This is a genomic window from Mesorhizobium sp. M0306 (genome assembly GCF_040321655.1).
Taxonomy (GTDB): domain Bacteria; phylum Pseudomonadota; class Alphaproteobacteria; order Rhizobiales; family Rhizobiaceae; genus Mesorhizobium.
The window spans coordinates 1-20358 of sequence record NZ_JAMYRY010000035.1 but is presented as its reverse complement, the minus strand read 5'-3'; the positions used below and the strand labels follow the sequence as shown (position 1 = coordinate 20358).

The window sequence follows — 20358 nt, the reverse complement described above, 5'->3', positions numbered from 1 at the left end:
GCTGCGTAGCGAACCTCCGAAGGGAGCGACTGCAATGAACCCCCTCATCAAGACGCTCACCGCACTCGTGGTTTGCACCGTGCTCGCCACGGGCGCGTTTGCCCAGAGTACGGTCGTTCCCATCGACAACGAGGCCGCACCCAAGCTGATCGTGGAGCCGCCGCTTCCGGGTCCGTTGGCCGGCGGCGTCGTGTTCATCCCGTACCGGGTGGAGAACTTGCGCATCCTGCCTGTGGGCGGGGCGCCCGCGCGCAACGTGTCTCCGCGGGTCGGGCATCTGCACGTCACCGTCGACGACCTGCCTTGGGCGTGGGCGGACTACGGTCAGAGCAACACCATCATCTTGGTTGGCATGCCAAGCGGCCAGCACAAGGTGCTGATCGAGGTGGTGGATCCCGAAGGCAAAGTCTTCACCAAACAAACGGTGACGTTCCACACTCCGGACAAGAAGGTGCAGCCATGAGGCTCGACCAACTGGCGGCCGTGCTGGCATTCGGGCTTTGCATCCTCTCCGCGCCCGCCTCCGCCAACCAGGTCGAGGATCGCTCGATCCGGCCCTTCAAAGTCTATGTGCCGCAAGCGCCGCTCGATGATCTTCGCAGTCGCATTGCGCAGACAAGGTGGCCCGACCGGGAGACGGTCGATGACCAGTCGCAGGGCATACAGCTCGCGAAGATCAGGCCGCTCGTCGAGTATTGGGGCACGGCCTACGACTGGCGGACAGCGGAAGCGAAGCTGAATTCCCTGCCCCAGGTCATGACCACGATCGACGGCGTGGACATCCATTTCATTCACGTTCGCTCGAAACATCCCAATGCCCTGCCGCTGATCATGACGCATGGCTGGCCCGGCTCGGTGCTGGAACTGCTGAAGACCGTCGGCCCTCTCACCGATCCCACGGCGCATGGCGGTAGCCCGGAAGACGCGTTCGACCTCATACTGCCGTCGTTGCCGGGTTTCGGCTTCTCCGGCAAACCCACAGATACCGGCTGGGGTACAGACCGCATTGCACGAGCCTGGGCAGAGCTGATGAAGCGCCTTGGCTACACAGATTACGTCGCCCAGGGCGGCGACTGGGGCTCTCCCATTTCGAATGCAATGGGACGTCTGGCCCCGGCAGGCCTGCTCGGCATTCATGTCAACCTGCCGGCTGTCGTACCGCCAGAGATTGCCGCGGTGCTCGCCGCCGGCGGACCGGCGCCGGCGGGGCTCATGGACAAGGAGCGCGCGGCGTTCGATGCGCTCAGCATGGCCGCCAAGATGGGGAACAGATCCTACGCCACGATGATGGGCACCCGGCCCCAGACGATCGGTTACGCCATCAATGACTCCCCCGCAGGGCTCGCCGCTTGGATGCTCGGGCATCCGGGCTTTTCGGGCTGGACCTACGACAAAAGCAACCCCGAAAAGTCGCCTGACGAGGTGCTGGACGATATCACGCTGTACTGGCTGACGGACACCGCCACCTCGTCCGGGCGAATTTACTGGGAGTACGGCGGTGGGCGCAGTCCCGTTTTTGCCGACCCTGAAAAGACCAGCGAAGTCTCGCTGCCGGTGGCCATCACGGTCTTTCCGGGGGAAGGCTATCAGGCCCCCGAGACGTGGGCCCGGCGCGCCTACCCCAACCTGATCTACTTCCATGAGGTCGACAAAGGCGGCCACTTCGCCGCGTGGGAGCGGCCGGAGCTCTTTTCTGCCGAGTTGCGCGCCGCGTTCAGGCCGCTGCGGCAAACCAAATAGCCACCTCACTCGAAAGGAACGACAAATGTCTCAAACCATGAAAACGCCCCGTGACGAAAAGCACGAAACTGCGACCGGGACCCTCAAAAAGCAGGCGCTCGACATGAAGCTCGAGGTCGTGGTCATCCCCGTCTCGGACGTCGATCGCGCCAAGAGCTTTTATATCGGCCTGGGCTGGCGGCTCGACGGCGATTTCGTCGTCGGCGACACGTTCCGGGGTGTGCAGTTCACACCTCCGGGCTCGCCTGCCTCGATCCACTTCGGCACGGGGGTCACGACGGCGGAGCCCGGCTCGGCAAGCGGACTTTATCTTGTCGTGTCGGACATCGAGGCGGCGCGCGCCGAGCTCATTGGCCACGGCGCCGAGGTCAGCGAGGCGTTTCACCGCACAGGTCCCGGCAAGCCGGCGGTCAAGGGGCGCGATCCCGAGCGGCGCAGCTACTCCTCGTTCGCGACGTTCAAGGACCCGGACGGCAACGAATGGCTGCTGCAGGAAATCACCACCCGCTTTCCCGGCCGGATCGACTCCAACACCACGACCTACGCTTCCGGAGCGGATCTTGTTGCCGCGCTGCGACGCGCGTCGGAGGCCCACGGCGAGCACGAGAAGCGCAACGGCGGCCAGCGCGATGAGAACTGGCCGGACTGGTACGCGGAATACATGGTGGCTGAGCAGGCCGGCAAAGAGCTTCCGCTCTGAAGGATTCAGCGCGCAGCGCGCCGCTGAACCGTCTGCGCGGCGATATCGATCGAAACTGAAAAGGCGTCGTCGATGAAAGCAATCAAGCTGCTCGTCGCCGTGGCGCTCGCAATGGCAATCGGGCTCCGATTGCCAGTTTTCTGGGAGACACGAATGTGGCTCAGCCGATAGCCTCCGCACCGATGAGGGTTCCGTTCCTTCACGGACTTTCCTCCGACCAGTTTGAGGGTCAATCCGAGCTTGCTTCGCTTGGCGTGGCGCACGAGTTGATAAATTCGCCGCCGCTGACGGCGTCGGCTTTGCATGGCAAGGTCGTCCTCATCGATTTCTGGACCTACACCTGCATCAACTGGCTGCGCACGCTTCCCTACGTTCAGGCCTGGGACGAGAAATACCGGAAGCATGGTTTGGTGGTGATCGGAATCCACGCGCCGGAGTTCTCGTTCGAAAAAGACCTGAACAACGTGCACCGGGCGGTGAAAGACCTGGGGATCGATTACCCGATCGCCGTCGACAACGACCATCTCATATGGCGGGCTTTCAGCAACCAGTACTGGCCGGCACTCTATTTCGTCGATTCGCGGGGACGCGTCCGGTATCACCACTTTGGCGAGGGCTCATACCAACAGTCGGAAATGGTCATCCAGGAATTGCTGACTGAGGCTGGCGCCGGCGGATTCGACCGTGAGCCTGTGTCGGTGGATGCCCGCGGCATCGAAGCCGCGGCCGATTGGGAGACCCTCAAGTCTCCGGAAAATTATCTCGGCTACGAACGCACCCAGAATTTTGCCTCCGGCGGTGAAGCGGTCTTGGACGCGCCGCACATCTACGACGTGCCGGCGCGACTACGCCTGAATGAGTGGGGGCTGTCTGGCAGTTGGACGGTAAGGAAAGAAACCGCCGTACTGAACAAGTCCGATGCCCGCATCGCGTACCGTTTTCACGCGCGCGACCTTCATCTGGTCATGGGTCCGGCAGCGCCGGGAACGTCTGTGAGATTTCGCGTGCTGATCGACGGGCAGCCGCCAGGCACGGCTCACGGCATCGACGTCAATGAAATGGGCGAAGGCGCAGTGACAGAGCAGCGCCTGTACCAACTGATCCGACAATCGAAACCCATCGTCGATCGCCAGTTCGAGATCGAGTTTCTCGACTCAGGCGTGGAGGTCTTTGCATTCACGTTCGGCTGATCGCCCGCGCATGGATAGAGGTTCCCAAATGCATTCGCTCAATATCCCGGATGAGATCGACCAAGATCGCCGTCGGTTCTTTGGCGCCGCCGCGATGGCTGTCGCCGCCACTCAGTTCGGCCTGATCGGCCCGGCACAAGCGCAACAGACGACTGGAGAGCCTGCGGCGTCCTTTGGGCCCTTGAAGCGGATCGAGGCCGGCGTGCTGAGCGTCGGCTATGCGGAACTTGGACGGACCGACGGCCCGCCCGTCATCCTGCTACATGGCTGGCCGTATGACATCCACACCTATGCCGATGTCGCTCCTCAGCTGGCAGCGAAAGGCCACCGCGTGATTGTTCCTTACCTGCGCGGATACGGCACGACCCGATTCCTGTCGGACGACACGATGCGCAACGGTCAGCAGTCAGCGATTGCCGCGGACATTGTCGCCCTGATGGACGCACTGGGCATCGAAAAGGCGACGATTGGCGGCTGCGACTGGGGCGCCCGCACCGCGAACATCATTGCCGCACTATGGCCTGAACGCTGCAAGGCGATGGTCTCGGTGAGCGGCTACCTCATCGGCAACCAGCAAGCCGGCAAGCTGCCGCTGCCACCCAAGGCCGAGCTGCAATGGTGGTATCAATATTACTTCGCCACCGATCGCGGCCGCGCCGGCTACGAGAAATACACACGAGATTTCGCCAGGCTGATCTGGCAACTCGCGTCGCCGCAGTGGAATTTCGACGATGCCACATTCGAGCGCAGCGCCGCAGCCTTCGACAATCCCGATCACGTGGCCATTGTGGTCCACAATTATCGCTGGCGGCTCGGACTCGCCGCCGGCGAGCAGCAATACGACGCGTTCGAGGAGCGACTCGCGCAGGCACCGGTCATCGGCGTGCCGACGATCACCCTCGAAGGCGACGCCAATGGCGCGCCGCATCCGGACGCCAGCGTATACGCCACGATGTTCCCGGGCAGATACGCGCATCGGGTCGTCACCGGCGGCATCGGGCACAACCTGCCCCAGGAAGCGCCGCAGGCCTTTGCCGATGCCGTTGTCGAAGTCGACGCCTGATCGAGTTCGCGGCAACCGCCGAAGCGGCGGTTACCGCTACCAGCAAAGAATGCCCATGAGCCACATCGCAAGGGTTGTCTATACGGCCAGGACCGCAACCACGGGCAGTCGCGAAAATGGCGCCTCGCGCAGTTCCGACGGCCTTCTGGACATCTGGCTATCGACGCCTGGATCGGCGCGCATCGGCACCAATCCGGAGCAGTTGCTCGCGGCCGGCTGGTCGGCCAGCTTCGCAAGCGCAATCGCATCTGCGGCCCACGAACGAAAAATCGCGCTGCCTGCAGGGATGAGCATCGAGGCCGAGGTGAATCTGAACTACGGAGAAAACGGCCACTTTCTTAGCGTCCAACTGGATATTGCCGTGCCGAGTCTGGAGCGCGATGTGGTACAAATTCTGGTGGATGAAGCGCACGAGATTTGTCCTTACTCCAAAGCGACACGGGGCAACATCGATGTCGTAATGAGGATCGTCTGATTTGACCTAGATCGCTCTTCGGCGTTGAAGCTTTTGCCACCTCGCTCCCAGTCTGTTCAGGGTCAGATCATGATCATGCCCACATCGACGTGAATGTCCGCTTTCGATATCCGCGGGCTCGAAGCTGCCGGTCCGTTGTCGGCCCCAACCGAGACCCCTCCAATGCCGCGCTGCTGATCGCTGTCCCGTGGAACGCGACCCTGGCTTGCAGGGTCGGGTAGCAAAGCCGCCTTCGGGTTCGATGTCCACGCTCTGTGCTTCGAAAGTCGCATAAGATTGCAGTGCGGAACTTAACGGCGACCTGTGCCGGGGTCGCCTCGTCTCACCCTGTCCAAAGAGAAGATCTGACCCCTGTCAACACACTTTCCTTCGCGACCGCCCAGCGGCAGGCCGTGACCCTAGGCAGATCTTGGTGCTGCGCTCGGGGAATAGCAGCTTTGCGCCGCATGTCGGCTGTTGAGATCAAATTCGCCGTTTCCTCAAAGCAGCCGTTCGGCTTGGACGACATGATATCCGGTTTGGCCCAAAGCGGACACGGGTCCAGCGACGATCTGCCGGTTGAAGAACAGGTAGACGTTCAGCGGCGGGATGGTGATCAGAAGGGTGTTCATGAAACAAGCGCTTCGACTATTTCGACAAACAACACGCCCCCGAAGCGGTCTTTTGTTGGTCGGATGTCGTCGCTTTCGAGGTTTTGAGCGTTGCCAGGGAGCTGGGTCTGCATGTGCCAGGCGACGTGGCAATAATGGATCACGACAATACAGCCTTTTGCGATCTCAGTATCGCCTCCATGACAGGTTTCGATCAGTCGGGGCCGAACTTTGCGCAAACGAGGGACGTACGAAAAGCGTGTTCGTGACGGTCGCACCTAAAGTCGTGGCACGTGGCAGCACAAAGATGCCTAGAGTGGAGATTGCTGCCCAATCTAAGATTACCGGGACAGAAGATATTGAGCGTTTCCCAAAGCCTCGCGACGCCATCCCTAGTCGAGTTCGATGATGCTGCAGCCATAGGCCGGGAGCGACAGCTTACCGCCGCGTACTTTGCCATCACCGAGCAAATCCTTGCCCGCGGGGACATTGCCGATGCTTGCCAGCTCGCCCAGCGTGTTGAGGATGAATAGCAGGCGGCGGTCCTTGCTCTCGCGGATGGTCGCTTCGACGCCGGCCGGCATGTCGGTGATGAGCGGCACGATACCGGCGGGCGCCAGCACCTGATCGGCCAGCACCTCGACCAGAGCATCGCTGAGGTACGTGCCGAGGTAGATCACATTGCCCTTGCCGACTTTGCGCGAAGTCATCGCGGCTTGGCCCTCGGCGAAGCGGTTGGCCCAGCTGCCGATAACCTCCGTGCCGGGCGCGACGTTAAGCAGCTCATAAAGATGCGCCGCCGTCACCTGGGCATTCCCGATCTTGAGCTCGTATTGGCGGCTCGCCGACGTCGCCGGCAGCTTCTTGCGCACCGTGTTGGCGCCGAAGCGGCCGCCATGCTCGAACAGGCCGTCGCCGCCGATCGGCGGCAGCAACCCGAACTCCTCGACCGTGATCCCGGCCAGCGCCGAGAGCGTCTTGCCCGGCGAGGTGTCGCGGATGACGTGGTTGTTAACGTCGCGTGATCCGGTGCGGCCGCCCAGGATTACCGTTCCACCCGCCTTAGCGAAGGCCTCGATCCGCGCCGTCCACGCATCGGTCCATTTCAGCCAATGCGGCACGTAGAGCGTCTTGAGCTTGCTGAGATCATCCTCGGGATGGATGAAGCCGCAGGCGATGTTGTGGCGGTAGCAATAGCGGTGCAGCAGCGTCGCATCGTCCTGCGGGCTCGGCATGCCGATGGGGTAGGAGCGGTGCATCTCCTGATTGTCGAAATCTGATCCGGCGATGCCCAAATCCATACGCACATGCGTGCCGAGGATCTTGTCCTTGAGCGCCGTGACCTCACCCGCAAACTGCTTGGCCTCGTCATAGCGCCGCCGCGGGATGTCGTCGTGATCGATGATGCCCATCCAATAGATCTCGGCACCGAAATGCGCCGGCCGCCAGCGGAAGAACATCACGCCATCGGCGCCGCGCGCCACTGATGTATAGGCCATGCGGCGCATCTCGCCGGGTTCGGGCGTCAGCGTAGAGATGTTCGGCTGCGCACCGAAGCCCGATTGCTGCTCGGGCACGATGAAGTTGCCGGTGAAGCCGCGGCAGATGTCGAGATGCAGCGCCTGCACCTCGCCGACGCCGCCGACCCGCTGCATCTCGTCATAGAGATGCGGGTAGATGTCGAAGCCGAGAAAATCGAGATCGGTCGAGAACTCGCCGCGGAAGTCGATGTCGTCGATCCGCCCCAGATTGTGGAAGACGAACCAGTCGGGATTGGTGGCGCGCAGGATCAGCACCTGATCGTGCTGGAACCGCGCCGTGACGAAGGCGAGGAAGCGGTGATAGTCGACCACATGGGTCGGCCCGACCGGGGCAGGGGCGTAGTCGAGGGGCAGCACCACTTGATCGAAATCGTCGTAGGCGGTGGCCCAGAAATGCCCGCCCCACGCATCGTTGAGCGCGGCGATGGTCTTGTACTTGTCCTTGAGGAAGGCCTGGAACTCGGCCAGAGTCACCGGACCGTAGGACAGCGATCCAGAAGTATTGAGCTCATTGTCCGTCTGCCAGCCGATGATGTGCGAATTGCCGCGATAATGCTGGGCCATCGCTTTAGTGATGCGCTTCGAATGCTCGCGGAACACTCCGCTCGCAAGATTGGCGTGCTGGCGCGAGCCATGGCTCATGGCGCGGCCGTTGGCATCGACGCGCAACACTTCGGGATAACGCGCCGTCAGCCAGCGCGGCGGCGTCGCCGTCGGCGTGCACATGATGGTCTTGATGCCAGCCTTGCCCAGCACATCTATGGCGCGGTCGAACAAATCGAAGTCGAACGTCCCCTCATGCGGCTCGATAATATGCCAGGCGAATTCCGCAAGTCGCACCGCGTTGAAGCCCGCGGCTGCCATGCGGTCGGCGTCGCGCTGCCAATAGCTCTCATCGACATGCTCCGGGTAATGCGGGGTACCGACGAGGAAAGTGTCGGTCGCGATCGGCCGCCAGACAGAGAGCGGCGCGGATTTCGAGGCAATCGTCATAGTCGGAAAACTCCAGGCGATAATCTATTTGACGGCGCCGGCGGTGAGGCCGCCCTGCCAGAACCGCTGCAGCAGCAGGAACACCACGATGACCGGGATGATGCCGACCAGCGCGCCGGTGATGATGATCGAGAACAGCACCTCTCCGCCGCCACCGCCCTGCTGCGCGAGCTGATACCAGGTCGCAAGGCCCACTGTGATCGGCTGGTACTCCTGCGAGCGCAGCACGATGAGCGGCAGGAAGTAATTGTTCCAGGTCCCGACGAACGAGAGCAGCGCCACGGTCACCATGCCCGGCGCCACCAGCCGCAGCACGATGGCGCGGAAGATCACGAACTCGCCGGCGCCATCAATACGCGCCGCGTCGAGCAGTTCGTCGTCGACGCCCTGCTCGATATAGACGCACATCAGATAGACGCCGATCGGCGAGATCATCGAGGGCAGGATCACGCCCAGCGGATTGTCGCTGAGACCCGAAAGCGCCAGCAGCAGGAAGATCGGCACGACAAGGGCCGTCTGCGGGATCATCACAGCGCCCAAGACCAGCGCAAACAGCAGATTGCGGCCGACGAATTTGAACTTGGCGAACGCATAGCCTGCCGCGGTAGCAAAGATCGCGGCACCGAGCCCGGCGACGGTCGAATAGAGCACGCTGTTGAACATCCAGCGCATGAAGATGCCGTTGTCGCGCGCCAGCAGATCGCTCAGATTCTGCCAGAGGTTGAACTCGGTGCCGAAGCCGAAGCCGAACGTGGTGAACAGGTCGCCATTCGTCTTCGTTGCCGATAGGACCAGATAGACCAGCGGCACGAAGCTGTAGATGAGGAACAGTGACAGCAGCAGCGTGAGGATGATCCGCGAGCGCCGCCGTTCGCCGGGCCGGCGCTTGGCAGCTTCGAAAGTGGCGATGTCGGTCGTCGCAGTCATCATTGCTCCGGCCGACGGCGGTTGGTGATCAGGGTGAAGATGTAGGAGGCGCCGGCGATCACGATGCCAAGCACGAACGAGACGGCGGCCGCATAGCCATACTGCTGGTTCGAAGTCGCCAGCGAATAGGCATAGAGGTTCGGCGTGTAGCTCGAATTGATGGTGTTTCTGGCGAGCGCGCGCATCAAATACGGCTCATTGAACAGCTGCAGGGTGCCGTTGATCGAAAAGATGATGGTGATCAGGATCGCCGGCCACAGCAGCGGCAGCTGGATCAGCCGCGCAAATTGCCAGGCCGAGGCGCCATCGACCCGCGCGGCCTCGGCGAGGTCCGACGGGATCGCCTTCAGCGCGGCGTAGTAGATCACCATATTGTAGCCGACATATTCCCACGTCACGATATTGGCCAATGAGAAGATCATCGCGCCCGGCGACAGGAAGTCCGGCGGCGGCAGGTTGAACGCCTTGGCCATCTGCGTGAACGGGCCGAAGGTGGGGCCGTAGAGATAACCCCAGATGATCGTCGCGATCACGCTCGGCACGGCGTAGGGGAGGAAGAAGCCGAGCCGGAAGACGCCCTTGGCATAGACCTGGCCACGATCGAGCACGATGGCGAACAACAGCGCCAGGCTCAGCATAATCGGCATCTGCACGATGCCGAACAGAACGAGGTTCCACACGCCGCCCCAGAATTTGGTGTCGCCCATAACCTTGATGTAGCTGGCTGCACCCGCGAATTGCCGTCCGCCCACCAGCGTGTCGCGGTAGAGGCTCATATAGAACGCATAGACAAGCGGCGCGACGATGAAGGCGATAAATAGCAGCACGAAGGGCGCCAGGAACAGATAGGGCGCGAGCTTTCGTGACGTAAAACCGCCCGATCGCGCTGGGCGCGTCGCTGCGGCTGGCGAATTCGACATTGCCATGGTCCCCCGTCCGGCAAGATGAAGAGATCGGGCGCGCCGATCAAGCGCGCCCGGCCGTTGCCCGGGAGAACTCAGTCTACAGTGAAGCCTTGTTCCCGCGCGTAGGTGACGACGGCGTCTTGGATGCGGTCGAACGCATCCGACAGCGTGCCCTTGCCGCCGATCGAGGCGCCGAATTCATCTTCCATCGACTGGTACAAGAAGTCCTGGAACGGGCTCCACTCAAAGTTACTGACTGCGGCCGCCGATTTGGCGAACACTTTATTGACCGCCTGGCCACCGTAGAAGTCCATCTTCTGGCCGGCGAACTCGGCGCTGGTCAGCAGAGCGGTGGTGCATGGGAACAGGAACTGCTTGGTGGTGTAGAGCTTTGTGGCTTCGGGATTCGTAGTCAGCCAGATCGCGAGTTCGGCGGCCTCGGGCAGATGCTGGGTCGCTTTCATCACGGCCAGCGCTGAGCCACCCCAATTGCCGGTCGCGAACTTGCTCGCGTCCCACTGCGGCAGATCGGCGGCACGCCACTGGCCCACGCTGGTCTTGGCGACCGAGGTCAGGAACACCGGACCCCAGCCGGCGGTGAGCCAGGTGGCATAGCGGCCCGAGTCGAGGCCGGTGTACCACTCATTGTTGAACCCCGGCTTGGTCTCGATGACACCCGCGGTAATAAGGTCCTGCCAATAGGCGGCGAAGTCCTTGGAAATCTTGTCGTTGATGTTGATCGCGAGCTTGTCGCCATCGCGCCTGATCGGCTTCCAACCCATCGGCCACAGAAGACCATTGACCCAGCCGCCATTGCTGAGCAACGCGTCCGTCAGGAAGACATTGGGGTCGGCCGCATGCAGCTTCTTGGCGGCATCGGCAAATTCCGCCCAGGTCGCGGGCGGCGTGATGCCATGCTTGTCGAAGATGTCCTTGCGGTAGAGCATCGCCATCGGACCGGAATCCCATGGCATGCCGCCGACAACATCACCCTTGGCGACCTGGGTCCACGTGCCTTCGGGGAACTCCGCCTTGTGCGGGTTTGCCCACTGGCCGATATCGGCGAACGCGTCGATCTGGCGGAAGCTCTCGAGGAACTGGAATTCGATATGGACGACGTCGGGCAGGCCGCTGCCCGCCTTCAGGCCCGCACGGACCGCCTGATATTCGGGGGCCCCCTGGCCGGCATTCACGAGTTTGACCTGGATGCCCGGGTGCGCGGCGTTGAACATGTCGATCTGCGTCTGGAAATCCGGCAGCCACGACCACACGAGCAGCTTGACGGGATCGGCACCGCGAGCTGCCGCCGGCAGGGCCGCTACCGCAACGCTCGCACCCGCAACTTTCAAGAAGTCACGACGCTGCATCGTCCGCCCAAGCGGATTGAAAATCTTCGTCATTGAAGTCCTCCCACGAAAGATACGCTCCCACACGACGCAGGGCGCGGTTTTTCTTTCAGTTAGAAACTTAATGCCGAGATTCAGTCGCTGTCAATCGCGATCGATTGATCTTAGTCGGCCATCACGAGGCTGTCGGCAGGGTTGAGGGTGGTCGCATCGAGCACCAGGCGCACCGCTCCAAGGACGATATCGCGGTGCCCCAGCGCGCCGACCACGAGGCGCGGCGGGTCGTACACATTGCCCTTGAGGCGATGCCGCAGCACATCGAGCACCAGATCACCGCCGCCGACGACCCGGCCCGCCAGTACGATGATTTCCGGGTTCATGAAGGCAGCAACACTGCCCACCGCCATCGTCGCATAGTCGAGCAACTCGGTGACAACCGGCGCGATTTTGTCCGCCTGCCGGTCGGTGACGGCGGCCAGGGTGAGCTTTCCCGCCGCATACTGGGTGTTGGCCTCTTCGAGCATCTTGGTGGCCTGTTCGGGGATGCCGAAAAAGCGCAGCGATTGCTTGTCGCCCAGATGTTCGAACGGCCGCCCGGTGAGGAGGGGGTCGTCGAGATACCAGCCGATCTCGCCCGCCGCATGCGAGTGCCCGCCATAGAGCTTGCCGTCGATCACGACGCCCGCGCCGGCGCCGGGCCCGATCGAGATGCTCACGACGCTGCCGGCACCACGCCCGGCCCCGAATCCCCATTCGCCCACGGCGGCGAGGTTGCGCCCGTTTTCGACGACGATGGGCATCTGAAAATGCTCGCTGAGCCGCGCCCGCAACGGCATGTCGCGCCAGCCGAGCCCGAGCGTCAGCACCACTTCGCCCTCCGGCTGCCTGACGATCGAGGGCAGGCCAATGCCGATGCCGCGAATGGTCTGGCCGCGCGGACGGGGGGCCGCCATCAGCCGGCGGATCAGGCCGACCAGCTTCTCGAAATTTCGCTCGCCATCATCGTCGGCGGTCTCGTGCATTTCGGTCTGCACGACGCCCTCGAGATTGGCCACGGCGCCATAGAACTCGCCCTTGCCGGCCTCGATGCCGATGATGGCATGCGCCGCGCCCCGGAACTTGATGCGTGCCCGGGGACGGCCCCGGACATTGGCCTCGTCAAACCCGTCATACGCCACCAAATCCTCGGCAATCAGATCCTCGATCACCCGCATCACCGTCGGGATGCTGATGTTCAGTCGCTCGGCGAGGCTCGAAGGGGATGCCACTCCTTCGGTGCGGATCAAATCCACCACGGCCGAACGATTGAGTCGGCGTAACAGGCTCGACGTCGTGGGCTGGCGCTTCATTAATGGACCAGTTGCAGAAGGCCGGCGGACCGGCAACCAGCGTCGGCATAGACCAGAACCGTGCCAGAGTCCGCCTTTTTCTGATGACGCCGAACGTCAGTTGTCGCTCCGCAGTGAAAGCTACCGCGGTAGCCCGTTCGATGACTACGGCGATCCGTGGCGGGCGCCCAAGCCCTCCGGAGTCACTGCGCTTACTCGTGCAAATAACTGACTCCGGTTGCTTCAATCGGTTACGAGCTCGTCCGCCTTTGGCGCGGAACCAACATCAATGACCGCTTTTGGCGCAAAGCGGTCCGCACTACGCTGGACGCAACGGTCGGCTTTCTTGCCAGTCATCCTGAAAGCTGCCAGGCCGTTAACGGCCCCCAGGCTGCCGGGCGGCAGTGCGCCTCTTATCGGACATGGAGACCACCGTCGCTTTGCGCTCACAAAACGCCAGCAAACCCGCAATGAATCTGTTTTTCCTTCCGGCCGTGGTGGCCGAAGGAGAAACGTCATGGGACTTTCACAGTATGATCCCGGAGCGCATGAGCGATGCGCTTGGAATGCAGGAAGGAAGGTCGGAGCGAAACGAGCACTGAAACCGAGACAGGTATGGGCGATCCGCTTTTTCTTGGATCGCGAAGCTCGGCTACGTGATCGCGCCCTCTTCGATCTCGCAATCGACAGCAAACTGCGTGGTTGCGATCTCGTGAAGATTAAGATCGGCACGTTGGCCGTCGGTCCCGAAATCCGCACGCGTGCAATGGTTGTGCAGCAAAAGACAGGTCGGCCTGTTCAGTTTGAGCTTATGACTGACGCCCGTGCTAGCTTGCTCGCATGGCTTGAGCGGCGTGGTGGAACTATCGACGACTATGCCTTCCCAAGCAGGATCGATCGTTCGGTCCCAATGAGTACGAGGCAGTACGCCCGACTGGTTGACGAATGGGTTTCGGCGATTGGTCTGCGGCGTGAAGAATACGGCACACATTCGCTCAGACGAACCAAGGCATCAATCATCTACAAGGCAACAGGCAACCTCCGGGCGGTCCAGATCCTGCTTGGGCACACCAAGATCGAGAATACGGTTCGATATCTCGGTGTGGAAGTCGAGAACGCGCTCACGCTAGCCGAGGGAACTGAGAATGGGTGGCCTCTCTTGTTCGCCGAGAGGCCACCATTTTTGAAAAGCTACCGCCCCAGTTATGGGGCTGGGTTTGAGCAGTGCGCCGCATAGCCGCCGTCCGCCAATCCTGGAGGCTGCCGTACGTTCACCTTCGGCCGGCGGTTAACATGGACATTTCTGCCCGACAGCTTTTGGCAAGATCGGCGTTGATAGCTGCCTATCGCGAGGCCAGCCGAAATACGGATTTGTTCGCGCTCTGGCGGCAATATCATGCCGCGTCCCCGATGGTGACCTTGGCCTCAAATCCCAGCTTGGCTAGAGTTCGTGGCATGCTGAACGCCATTCACCACGTCGCGCTCATCTGCACCGACTACGAGCGGTCGCGACGGTTCTACGTCGAACTTCTCGGTCTCGATCTGATCCGGGAGGTCTATCGGGAAGAGCGGCAGTCATGGAAGGCGGATCTGCGGATCGGGTCCGTCCAGCTGGAATTGTTCTCCTTCCCTGCACCAGCGATGCGGCCGTCCCATCCAGAGGCGACAGGCCTGAGACATCTGGCATTTGCCGTGACGAATCTTGATCCCGTAATTATGCGCCTGGAAGCCGCCGGCGTTGCCGTTGAGCCAATCCGGATCGACCCATATACAGACCAACGGTTTACCTTTTTCAGCGACCCAGATGGATTGCCGTTGGAACTCTACGAAGCCCCATAAGGAACGGTTCGCTTTCGCGATCACGGAGGTGGGAACGGCAGTTGGTAGATATAATCCGCCAACTCGGGGTGCGTCACCGGGCTCCCTTGCCACGGGCGAGGAGGCAGACCGCTCTGTGCCTCATGTCGGTCATTGAAGTTAGCTGTGCTACTGCCTCAAGCGAACATTACCCGCAACCGCGCGGAACGTCGCGGATGCGCCCATTCCGGTCGTTTGCCGTTATGGCGAACAAGGTCGCATGTATATCCTGCAAGCAGACTTTCGGCCTTTGCGGCATTTGGGAGTTCACTTGACGACCGAAAACTCGAACTGGTCCCAGCGGTAAACGGCCTTGTATTCGTCGTCGGCCCCCGGCGTCCTGAACACATTGCGATAAATTGCTCCACAGCTTGTCAGCTCTACCGGAAAGGCATTGCACAAGAAATTGCCTTGCACCCACGAGGTTCCTGAGTGGGTCCTCTGGCCAATGGTCTCGCTGACGGCGCCGTCGACGGAGGTCGTGCGCTGCATCGGCAGGAACTTGTCAAACGCCAATTTTCCGCGCGTTTCGTGGCCGAACATGAGAGACCTTATTTCCGCGCCTGTGAGCCGGTCCTTCGGATTCATGCCTGCCCTTGCCAATGCCGGCAGATCGGGCACACCTGCCTTGGTCAGGCCGGCCAAAAGGCGTTCGATATCGGCCGTATTCTTGAACACCATGTAGTCCTGGGTGATCAACTGGCTCGTGTCGTATTCCATTCTGCGCGCAACAGCCTTCCTAAACATTTCCAAGGCGGCCGCGGCCTGGTCGGTGCGCCCAAGATGCCCATAGGCCGAAACAAGGACTTGCAGGGCATAGAAGTTGGCCGGTGGATCGGGCGAAGCAAGGTCCATCTTCTCGATGGAGCGAACCGCGCCCTCGAATTTCCCTTGACCGAACTCGGCCAGTCCGGCCTGGTAGCGCCTGTAGTCCATCCACGAGATCGGGTCGACGCGCGCAGCCGCATCGAGATAGCTCAGCGCTTCCTTCGGCCGGCCGTTGAAATTCAGGGCATTGGCCAGCGAGAGATAATTCCAGGAATCGCTAGGATCGAGCGCCACCGATTTCAGAAGAACGGTGACTGCTTCGTCCGAGTTGTGCTCCCTGACCATCAACTCGGCGACCAGTTGATAATAACCCGGCGAGGGATGTCGGGCGGCGAGCTTCAGGGTTTCGTGGACTTTGTCATAGGCCTCGGCTCGCGTGAGCCCCATCACCACGGCCCGGGTGATGTCCGCGTCCCAATAGGCCCAGGCGAGTTGGGCATGAGCCGCGCCGAAATCGGGGTCGAGTTGCACCGCGTGCTGGAAATGCTTCACAGCCTGCGCAAACTCCTCGGGGGTGTTGATGCGGTTATAGATGTCCATCCCTTTGAGATAGACATCATAGGCCTCGGGATTGTTTGTGCCTCCCACGCGGGCGGCCGGCGCGACGCTCACCAGGCGGAGCTGGAGCGCGCCGGCAATGCTGCCGACGACCTTGTCCTGCAGCGCGAACACGTCCGCCCACCGGCCGTCGAAGCGCTCCGCCCAGAGATGTCCGGATGTCGAGCTGTCGATCAGTTGCGCATTGATGCGCATGTTGTCGCCGACGCGGCGAATCGAGCCTTCCAGCAGATAGCGGACGCCCAATGCCGCAGCAATCTCCGCCGGCTTCGTGTCCTTGTGCTTGTAGGCAAAGGCCGCGTTGCGGGAGACGACGAAAAGGCCGGGCACGCGCGCCAGTTCGGTCGTCAGGTCCTCGGTGAAGCCGTTGGCGAGATATTCCTGTTCCTTGTCGTCGCTGAGATTGTCGAAGGGCAGGACTACGAGCGACGGCCGGGCATGTACCGCCTCGCTGGCCGCGGGCGCAGCAGGTTGCGCAGGCCTCTCCCACGGCTGCCACCATGCCGCGGCAAGGCCGAGGGCCAGGATGAGAACAGCCGCCGCTACCGGAAGGCGCCAGGCGCGCGGCCGGCGGCGAGCTTTGAGGGTCGTGCCCGCTGCCGCTGGATCAAGCACCACGCGATAGGTCTGAACTGGTCGGGCAATGTTTTTGACCCTCTGCTCGCCCATCGGCTCGAAGGCGAAAGCCAGTTTCCTCTCCACCTCCTTGGCCACTTTTCCCGACAGGCAGATGCCGCCGGGCTCCGCCAGTTGCTGAAGCCTGGCTGCGATGTTGACCCCGTCACCATACCGGTCCTCGCCCTCGACGATCACCTCGCCGAGGTTGATGCCGATCCGCACGTGAATCTGCTCGGTTTCGGGAAGCGAAGCGTTGCGCTCGCCAAGCCCGCGCTGCAGCGACGCCGCACATTCGACGGCATCGATGACGCTGCCGAATTCGGCCAACATCCCGTCGCCCATCAGCTTGAAGATATGGCCGTGGTGGCGTGCAATTTCGGGTTCAAACAGTTCCTTGCGTCCGGCGCGAAGGCGCTCGAACGTGCCGGCCTCATCGCGCTCCATCAGAGCCGAATAGCCCACGACATCGGCGGCGAGAATCGCGGCAAGCTTGCGGTCCATTGTTGGCCTGGCCCCGCAGGATCATAGTATCAGTTGTTCTGAAAGGAAACCGACCTCACCGGCGCTCAGCAAATCCCTTCTTTCCGCGCTTTCATCGACGGCTGATATGGCGAGGTTTTGTCAATGTCGTATTCACTACATTCGAGACATTCGAGCTTGCCTGCCGGAATGGCTCGTTTGGGTCGGCTCACGACGATCCTCGCGCCGGCGTGAAGGTCCGCTATTGAATATCCGAGGCCCGAAGCCGACATTCCGCTTGCGGCCCAATTCCTGACATAGTCGCCACTGCTCAGAAAATCACTTGCTCAGCCGGCTTCCACCGTAGGGATACTCACTTGAGCGTTTGACCCTGAGTTCTTCGTTCGCTAGCGGGAGCCTCGCGCGGCGTCACAACCATACGCGTCATCGCCTCCAACCTTCGGCGACAGCGCCCGCCAGTGCCGGGGCGATTCGCGGCTCACGTCTCCCTTTTGCGCCGAGCTTGTTCTATGGCTGCCCGAGAGGCTGCGCCTCCCCCGCCTCGCATTCCGGCAGCCGCACAGGTTTGGCGAGTTTTGCCAGCGACCCGGTCTTGGCGCACGCCGGGAAGCCGGCTAGCGGCATTGTCTCGATGAAACGACCGCGCTCCGTCTTGCTCAAGCTGAATTCATTGACCATGCCCTCGACGGTCAGGTCCGGATACCGTTTGAGGGTTTCCCGGACCGAAGCATTCGCCTCATCGATTCGACCCAGAGCCGCAAAGGAGCTGCTACGCACCACCCAACCCCCTTTGCCGTAGTTATCGGGCGTCTTGCGCTCCAGCATCTTCAAGGCGTCCTCATAGCGACCAGCCATAAAATAGGCAGTGGAGTAGAAAGCAGTTGCCCACATCGGGTAATTCGGGTCGAGCCGTATAACTTGGTCGACCAACTGAGCGCCGCGTTCGGGTTCGTCGAAGCCTGCCGCAAAGCCGGAATAGAATGTCAGGATTTCGGCCGAACCCGGAGCGAGGCGGAGGGCCGTGTCCAGCTCGACCTTGGCGCGGGCGTTGTCGCCCTTGTCTTTGAGGCTCATGCCAAAAACGGCGTGCGCCTCGGCGTCGCTCGGATCGAGCCGCACCGCGCGTTCGGCTACATCGGCAGCCGCCTTGATCTCGCTCTCGGGATTGATACCGAAGCCAGCCAATATGTTATGAGCATGATAAAGTTCCACCCAGGCGCGGGCGAACCCCGGGTCCAGCTCGACAGCGAGGTTGAGCAGCCTGATGGCCTCCTCCTCATCCGCTACAGTAATCTTTTCAATCCTTTCGGTTCCGAGCAGATAGTAATCATAGACAGTCAAGTTGTCCGGCCGTTTACGCTTCGCTGCAGCCCGCCCCGCGCCTTGAATCAGCCCCACGCCGTTGCCGAGGCGGTTGGTGACCTGCTCGGCGATCTCGGTTTGAACGGCGAATACGTCTTCAGCAGGCCGGTCCCATCGCTCCGACCACAGATGGTTGCCGGTTTTTGCATCGATCAGCTGCGCGGTGATCCGCAGCCGACCGCCCAGGCGCTTGATCGAGCCTTCCAGCACATAGCCGACGTCGAGCGCACTCGCGACCTGGCGGACATCCAGCGACTTGCCTTTGTACGCTTGCGTCGAATTGCGTGCCACGACGTCGAGTTCGGGAAACTGCGCGAGATCGGTGATGATGTCTTCGGTGAGGCCATCGGCCAAACGCCCGGTGGCCTCGTCGCCGCCATAATTATTGAAGGGCAGCACCGCGATCGACGGCTTGGCCCCCAGTGGCGCAGGCTGAAAGACCCACCATGTCCCTCCACCCGCCAGAGCCAGCACCACGATGGCCGCCGCAGCCGTCCTGGCCCAGCGCGGCATCATTCCGAGAAGCGGGCGGCGCACCGGCTTGCCATCGAGCCTCAGCCGGTACATCCGCACGGGGCGATTGATATTCTTGACTTGCTGCTCGCCAGCGAAATCGAGGGGCCAATCAAGCTTGCCCTGCAGATGGTCAAAGGCCGTGCCCGATACGATCACGCCGCCCGGGTCAGCGAGTTGCTGCAACCGAGCGGCGATATTGACGCCGTCGCCATACACATCGCCATCCACGAGCGCCACATCGCCAAGATTTATCCCGATGCGGAACACAATCCGCTCATGCTCCGGCAGTCCACCATTGCGAACGGCCACAGCTTTTTGAATTTCGGCTGCGCAGATTACCGCATCGACCACGCTGTCGAAGACGACAAGTGCGCCATCTCCTAATAGTTTGACAATTCGACCCTGATGCAGAGCGATCGCCGTATCGGTTACGTCGGCCCGGATAGCTCTCAGGCGTCCGATGGTGCCAGCTTCGTCAATTTCGATCGCCGTTGAATAGCCGACCATATCCGCTGCAAGGATCGCCAGCAGTTTCCGGTTCAATGGAGGGACGATCATCATCCGGCCCCGGACCCAACATGGCTAAAATTGTACACCTATCGCGGCGCCCTGACGAGCCCGCCCGGCCAAAGCCAGGAGGTCGTCCATTAGCCCCGGTGGTCCGAAAGGTCGCTTCTGGCGCACAGCGGTCAGACGAGGCTGGACGCAAGGGCCGGCTATCTTGTCCAGTCATCTTGAAAGCTGACAGTCCGGTTCCGGCCCCTTCCAGGCATTCACAATGCCGGCCGATCGCCGATCTGACCGCCAGAGGCTGTTGACGACGCGGATTTCGGATCACTGACGAAGCATACCGAGCCGCCTATGAAAACCGCTTTGGCAATCGCTGGCCGCGAAGGATCCGGTCCACCAGCTTCACGACGCAGCCCAGCTCCGGTCACCGGCCATCGGGCGTTGGTACGTGCAGGGGCGATCATCGCGGTCATGGTTGAGGTGTAGCTTACCTGTATTGCCCGCAAAGCGCTCATGACACGGATGGGCAAGCGCGTGACTGATCGCCGTCCCCGCGTTCACTCCTGTCTGTTCATCCTAGGCCCAAGGCGTCCTCGAATGGATTGGGTGTGACCGAGGACCCGCCTTCGCTTCGCTCAGTCTCGATCGTCTTCCCGCAACGACGGCGCTTCGTTTTCTTCCCCTGGCCGTACCACCCCACCACGCAGGCGTGGCGGGGACCCCGGTTTGCGTCCATTCCTCACGGTCCAAGAAAGCCTCGCGCCGCCGTCTTCCACTTCGTTTCAGCCACTTTGGGGTGCGGCCGGATCGTCCCCGGTCTCACGACCACCA

At 61.8% G+C, this 20358-nt stretch carries 16 protein-coding genes and 1 pseudogene; 9 read left to right on the top strand and 8 right to left on the bottom strand.

What is annotated here, in order from left to right; genetic code table 11:
- The first annotated feature begins 34 nt into the window (after positions 1 to 34).
- The 6 genes from NKI95_RS29710 (at position 35) to NKI95_RS29685 (ending at position 5168) form a co-directional block, all read left to right on the top strand.
- Positions 35 to 463 (top strand): DUF6130 family protein, encoded by a 429-nt coding sequence (locus NKI95_RS29710; RefSeq protein WP_352721284.1) that lies wholly within the window; start codon positions 35 to 37, stop codon positions 461 to 463.
- Positions 460 to 1740, top strand: coding sequence for an epoxide hydrolase family protein (locus NKI95_RS29705; protein WP_352721282.1), 1281 nt, complete (start codon positions 460 to 462; stop codon positions 1738 to 1740). Before NKI95_RS29710 ends, NKI95_RS29705 begins: the two co-directional genes overlap by 4 nt.
- Before the next feature lie 103 nt (positions 1741 to 1843).
- Positions 1844 to 2440: a VOC family protein gene (locus tag NKI95_RS29700; RefSeq protein ID WP_352721280.1), complete on the top strand. Its 597-nt coding sequence runs from the start codon at positions 1844 to 1846 to the stop codon at positions 2438 to 2440.
- A gap of 155 nt (positions 2441 to 2595) precedes the next feature.
- Positions 2596 to 3630 carry a redoxin domain-containing protein gene (locus NKI95_RS29695; protein ID WP_352721278.1) on the top strand — a complete coding sequence of 345 codons (1035 nt, stop codon included), beginning with the start codon at positions 2596 to 2598 and terminating at the stop codon, positions 3628 to 3630.
- Positions 3631 to 3658: 28 nt separating this feature from the next.
- Positions 3659 to 4693, top strand: coding sequence for an alpha/beta fold hydrolase (locus NKI95_RS29690; RefSeq protein WP_502909278.1), 1035 nt, complete (start codon positions 3659 to 3661; stop codon positions 4691 to 4693).
- 55 nt (positions 4694 to 4748) lie between these two features.
- Positions 4749 to 5168 (top strand): Ohr family peroxiredoxin, encoded by a 420-nt coding sequence (locus NKI95_RS29685; RefSeq protein ID WP_352721276.1) that lies wholly within the window; start codon positions 4749 to 4751, stop codon positions 5166 to 5168.
- 479 nt (positions 5169 to 5647) lie between these two features.
- Here NKI95_RS29685 and NKI95_RS29680 read toward each other — a convergent pair whose 3' ends face one another.
- A complete protein-coding gene (locus tag NKI95_RS29680; RefSeq protein WP_352721342.1) occupies positions 5648 to 5779 on the bottom strand; it encodes a hypothetical protein in 132 nt (43 codons plus the stop codon).
- Positions 5780 to 5820: 41 nt separating this feature from the next.
- On the opposite strand from NKI95_RS29680, the pseudogene NKI95_RS29675 reads away from it, so the two are divergent.
- Positions 5821 to 6027, top strand: a pseudogene (locus NKI95_RS29675) (substrate-binding domain-containing protein); the annotation flags it as partial.
- A gap of 123 nt (positions 6028 to 6150) precedes the next feature.
- Here the strand turns inward: NKI95_RS29675 and NKI95_RS29670 are convergent.
- The 5 genes from NKI95_RS29670 to NKI95_RS29650 form a co-directional block, all read right to left on the bottom strand.
- Positions 6151 to 8292, bottom strand: a complete 2142-nt coding sequence (locus tag NKI95_RS29670) for a beta-galactosidase (RefSeq protein WP_352721274.1) — start codon at positions 8290 to 8292, stop codon at positions 6151 to 6153.
- 24 nt (positions 8293 to 8316) lie between these two features.
- Positions 8317 to 9219 carry a carbohydrate ABC transporter permease gene (locus NKI95_RS29665; protein ID WP_292663290.1) on the bottom strand — a complete coding sequence of 301 codons (903 nt, stop codon included), beginning with the start codon at positions 9217 to 9219 and terminating at the stop codon, positions 8317 to 8319.
- On the bottom strand, positions 9219 to 10139 hold the full coding sequence (locus tag NKI95_RS29660; RefSeq protein WP_292663288.1) for a carbohydrate ABC transporter permease: 921 nt from the start codon (positions 10137 to 10139) through the stop codon (positions 9219 to 9221). The genes NKI95_RS29665 and NKI95_RS29660 overlap by 1 nt, the downstream gene beginning before the upstream one ends.
- A 77-nt stretch (positions 10140 to 10216) precedes the next feature.
- Entirely contained in the window at positions 10217 to 11524 is a 1308-nt protein-coding gene (locus NKI95_RS29655; protein ID WP_352721271.1) for an extracellular solute-binding protein, read from the bottom strand.
- A gap of 110 nt (positions 11525 to 11634) precedes the next feature.
- Positions 11635 to 12819: an ROK family transcriptional regulator gene (locus tag NKI95_RS29650; RefSeq protein ID WP_352721269.1), complete on the bottom strand. Its 1185-nt coding sequence runs from the start codon at positions 12817 to 12819 to the stop codon at positions 11635 to 11637.
- Between the two features lie 496 nt (positions 12820 to 13315).
- Between NKI95_RS29650 and NKI95_RS29645 the strand changes: the two genes are divergently transcribed.
- Both NKI95_RS29645 and gloA2 read left to right on the top strand, forming a co-directional pair.
- Positions 13316 to 14035, top strand: a complete 720-nt coding sequence (locus NKI95_RS29645) for a tyrosine-type recombinase/integrase (RefSeq protein ID WP_352721268.1) — start codon at positions 13316 to 13318, stop codon at positions 14033 to 14035.
- A gap of 56 nt (positions 14036 to 14091) precedes the next feature.
- Positions 14092 to 14637: an SMU1112c/YaeR family gloxylase I-like metalloprotein gene (gene gloA2, locus NKI95_RS29640; RefSeq protein ID WP_502909277.1), complete on the top strand. Its 546-nt coding sequence runs from the start codon at positions 14092 to 14094 to the stop codon at positions 14635 to 14637.
- Positions 14638 to 14922: 285 nt separating this feature from the next.
- On the opposite strand, the gene NKI95_RS29635 is transcribed toward gloA2, so the two are convergent.
- Together NKI95_RS29635 and NKI95_RS29630 are read right to left on the bottom strand one after the other, a co-directional pair.
- Positions 14923 to 17160: an adenylate/guanylate cyclase domain-containing protein gene (locus NKI95_RS29635; protein ID WP_352721266.1), complete on the bottom strand. Its 2238-nt coding sequence runs from the start codon at positions 17158 to 17160 to the stop codon at positions 14923 to 14925.
- Between the two features lie 486 nt (positions 17161 to 17646).
- Complete coding sequence (locus NKI95_RS29630; RefSeq protein ID WP_352721333.1) at positions 17647 to 19575, bottom strand: adenylate/guanylate cyclase domain-containing protein; 1929 nt, start codon at positions 19573 to 19575, stop codon at positions 17647 to 17649.
- Positions 19576 to 20358 lie beyond the last annotated feature (783 nt).

Coding starts and splice junctions, on each gene's coding strand:
- NKI95_RS29710 (WP_352721284.1), top strand. CDS start 35: ATGAACCCCCTCATCAAGACGCTCACCGCACTCGTGGTTTGCACCGTG.
- NKI95_RS29705 (WP_352721282.1), top strand. CDS start 460: ATGAGGCTCGACCAACTGGCGGCCGTGCTGGCATTCGGGCTTTGCATC.
- NKI95_RS29700 (WP_352721280.1), top strand. CDS start 1,844: ATGAAGCTCGAGGTCGTGGTCATCCCCGTCTCGGACGTCGATCGCGCC.
- NKI95_RS29690 (WP_502909278.1), top strand. CDS start 3,659: ATGCATTCGCTCAATATCCCGGATGAGATCGACCAAGATCGCCGTCGG.
- NKI95_RS29685 (WP_352721276.1), top strand. CDS start 4,749: ATGAGCCACATCGCAAGGGTTGTCTATACGGCCAGGACCGCAACCACG.
- NKI95_RS29680 (WP_352721342.1), bottom strand. CDS start 5,779: ATGAACACCCTTCTGATCACCATCCCGCCGCTGAACGTCTACCTGTTC.
- NKI95_RS29670 (WP_352721274.1), bottom strand. CDS start 8,292: ATGACGATTGCCTCGAAATCCGCGCCGCTCTCTGTCTGGCGGCCGATC.
- NKI95_RS29665 (WP_292663290.1), bottom strand. CDS start 9,219: ATGACTGCGACGACCGACATCGCCACTTTCGAAGCTGCCAAGCGCCGG.
- NKI95_RS29660 (WP_292663288.1), bottom strand. CDS start 10,139: ATGTCGAATTCGCCAGCCGCAGCGACGCGCCCAGCGCGATCGGGCGGT.
- NKI95_RS29655 (WP_352721271.1), bottom strand. CDS start 11,524: ATGACGAAGATTTTCAATCCGCTTGGGCGGACGATGCAGCGTCGTGAC.
- NKI95_RS29650 (WP_352721269.1), bottom strand. CDS start 12,819: ATGAAGCGCCAGCCCACGACGTCGAGCCTGTTACGCCGACTCAATCGT.
- NKI95_RS29645 (WP_352721268.1), top strand. CDS start 13,316: ATGGGACTTTCACAGTATGATCCCGGAGCGCATGAGCGATGCGCTTGG.
- gloA2 (WP_502909277.1), top strand. CDS start 14,092: ATGGACATTTCTGCCCGACAGCTTTTGGCAAGATCGGCGTTGATAGCT.
- NKI95_RS29635 (WP_352721266.1), bottom strand. CDS start 17,160: ATGGACCGCAAGCTTGCCGCGATTCTCGCCGCCGATGTCGTGGGCTAT.
- NKI95_RS29630 (WP_352721333.1), bottom strand. CDS start 19,575: ATGATCGTCCCTCCATTGAACCGGAAACTGCTGGCGATCCTTGCAGCG.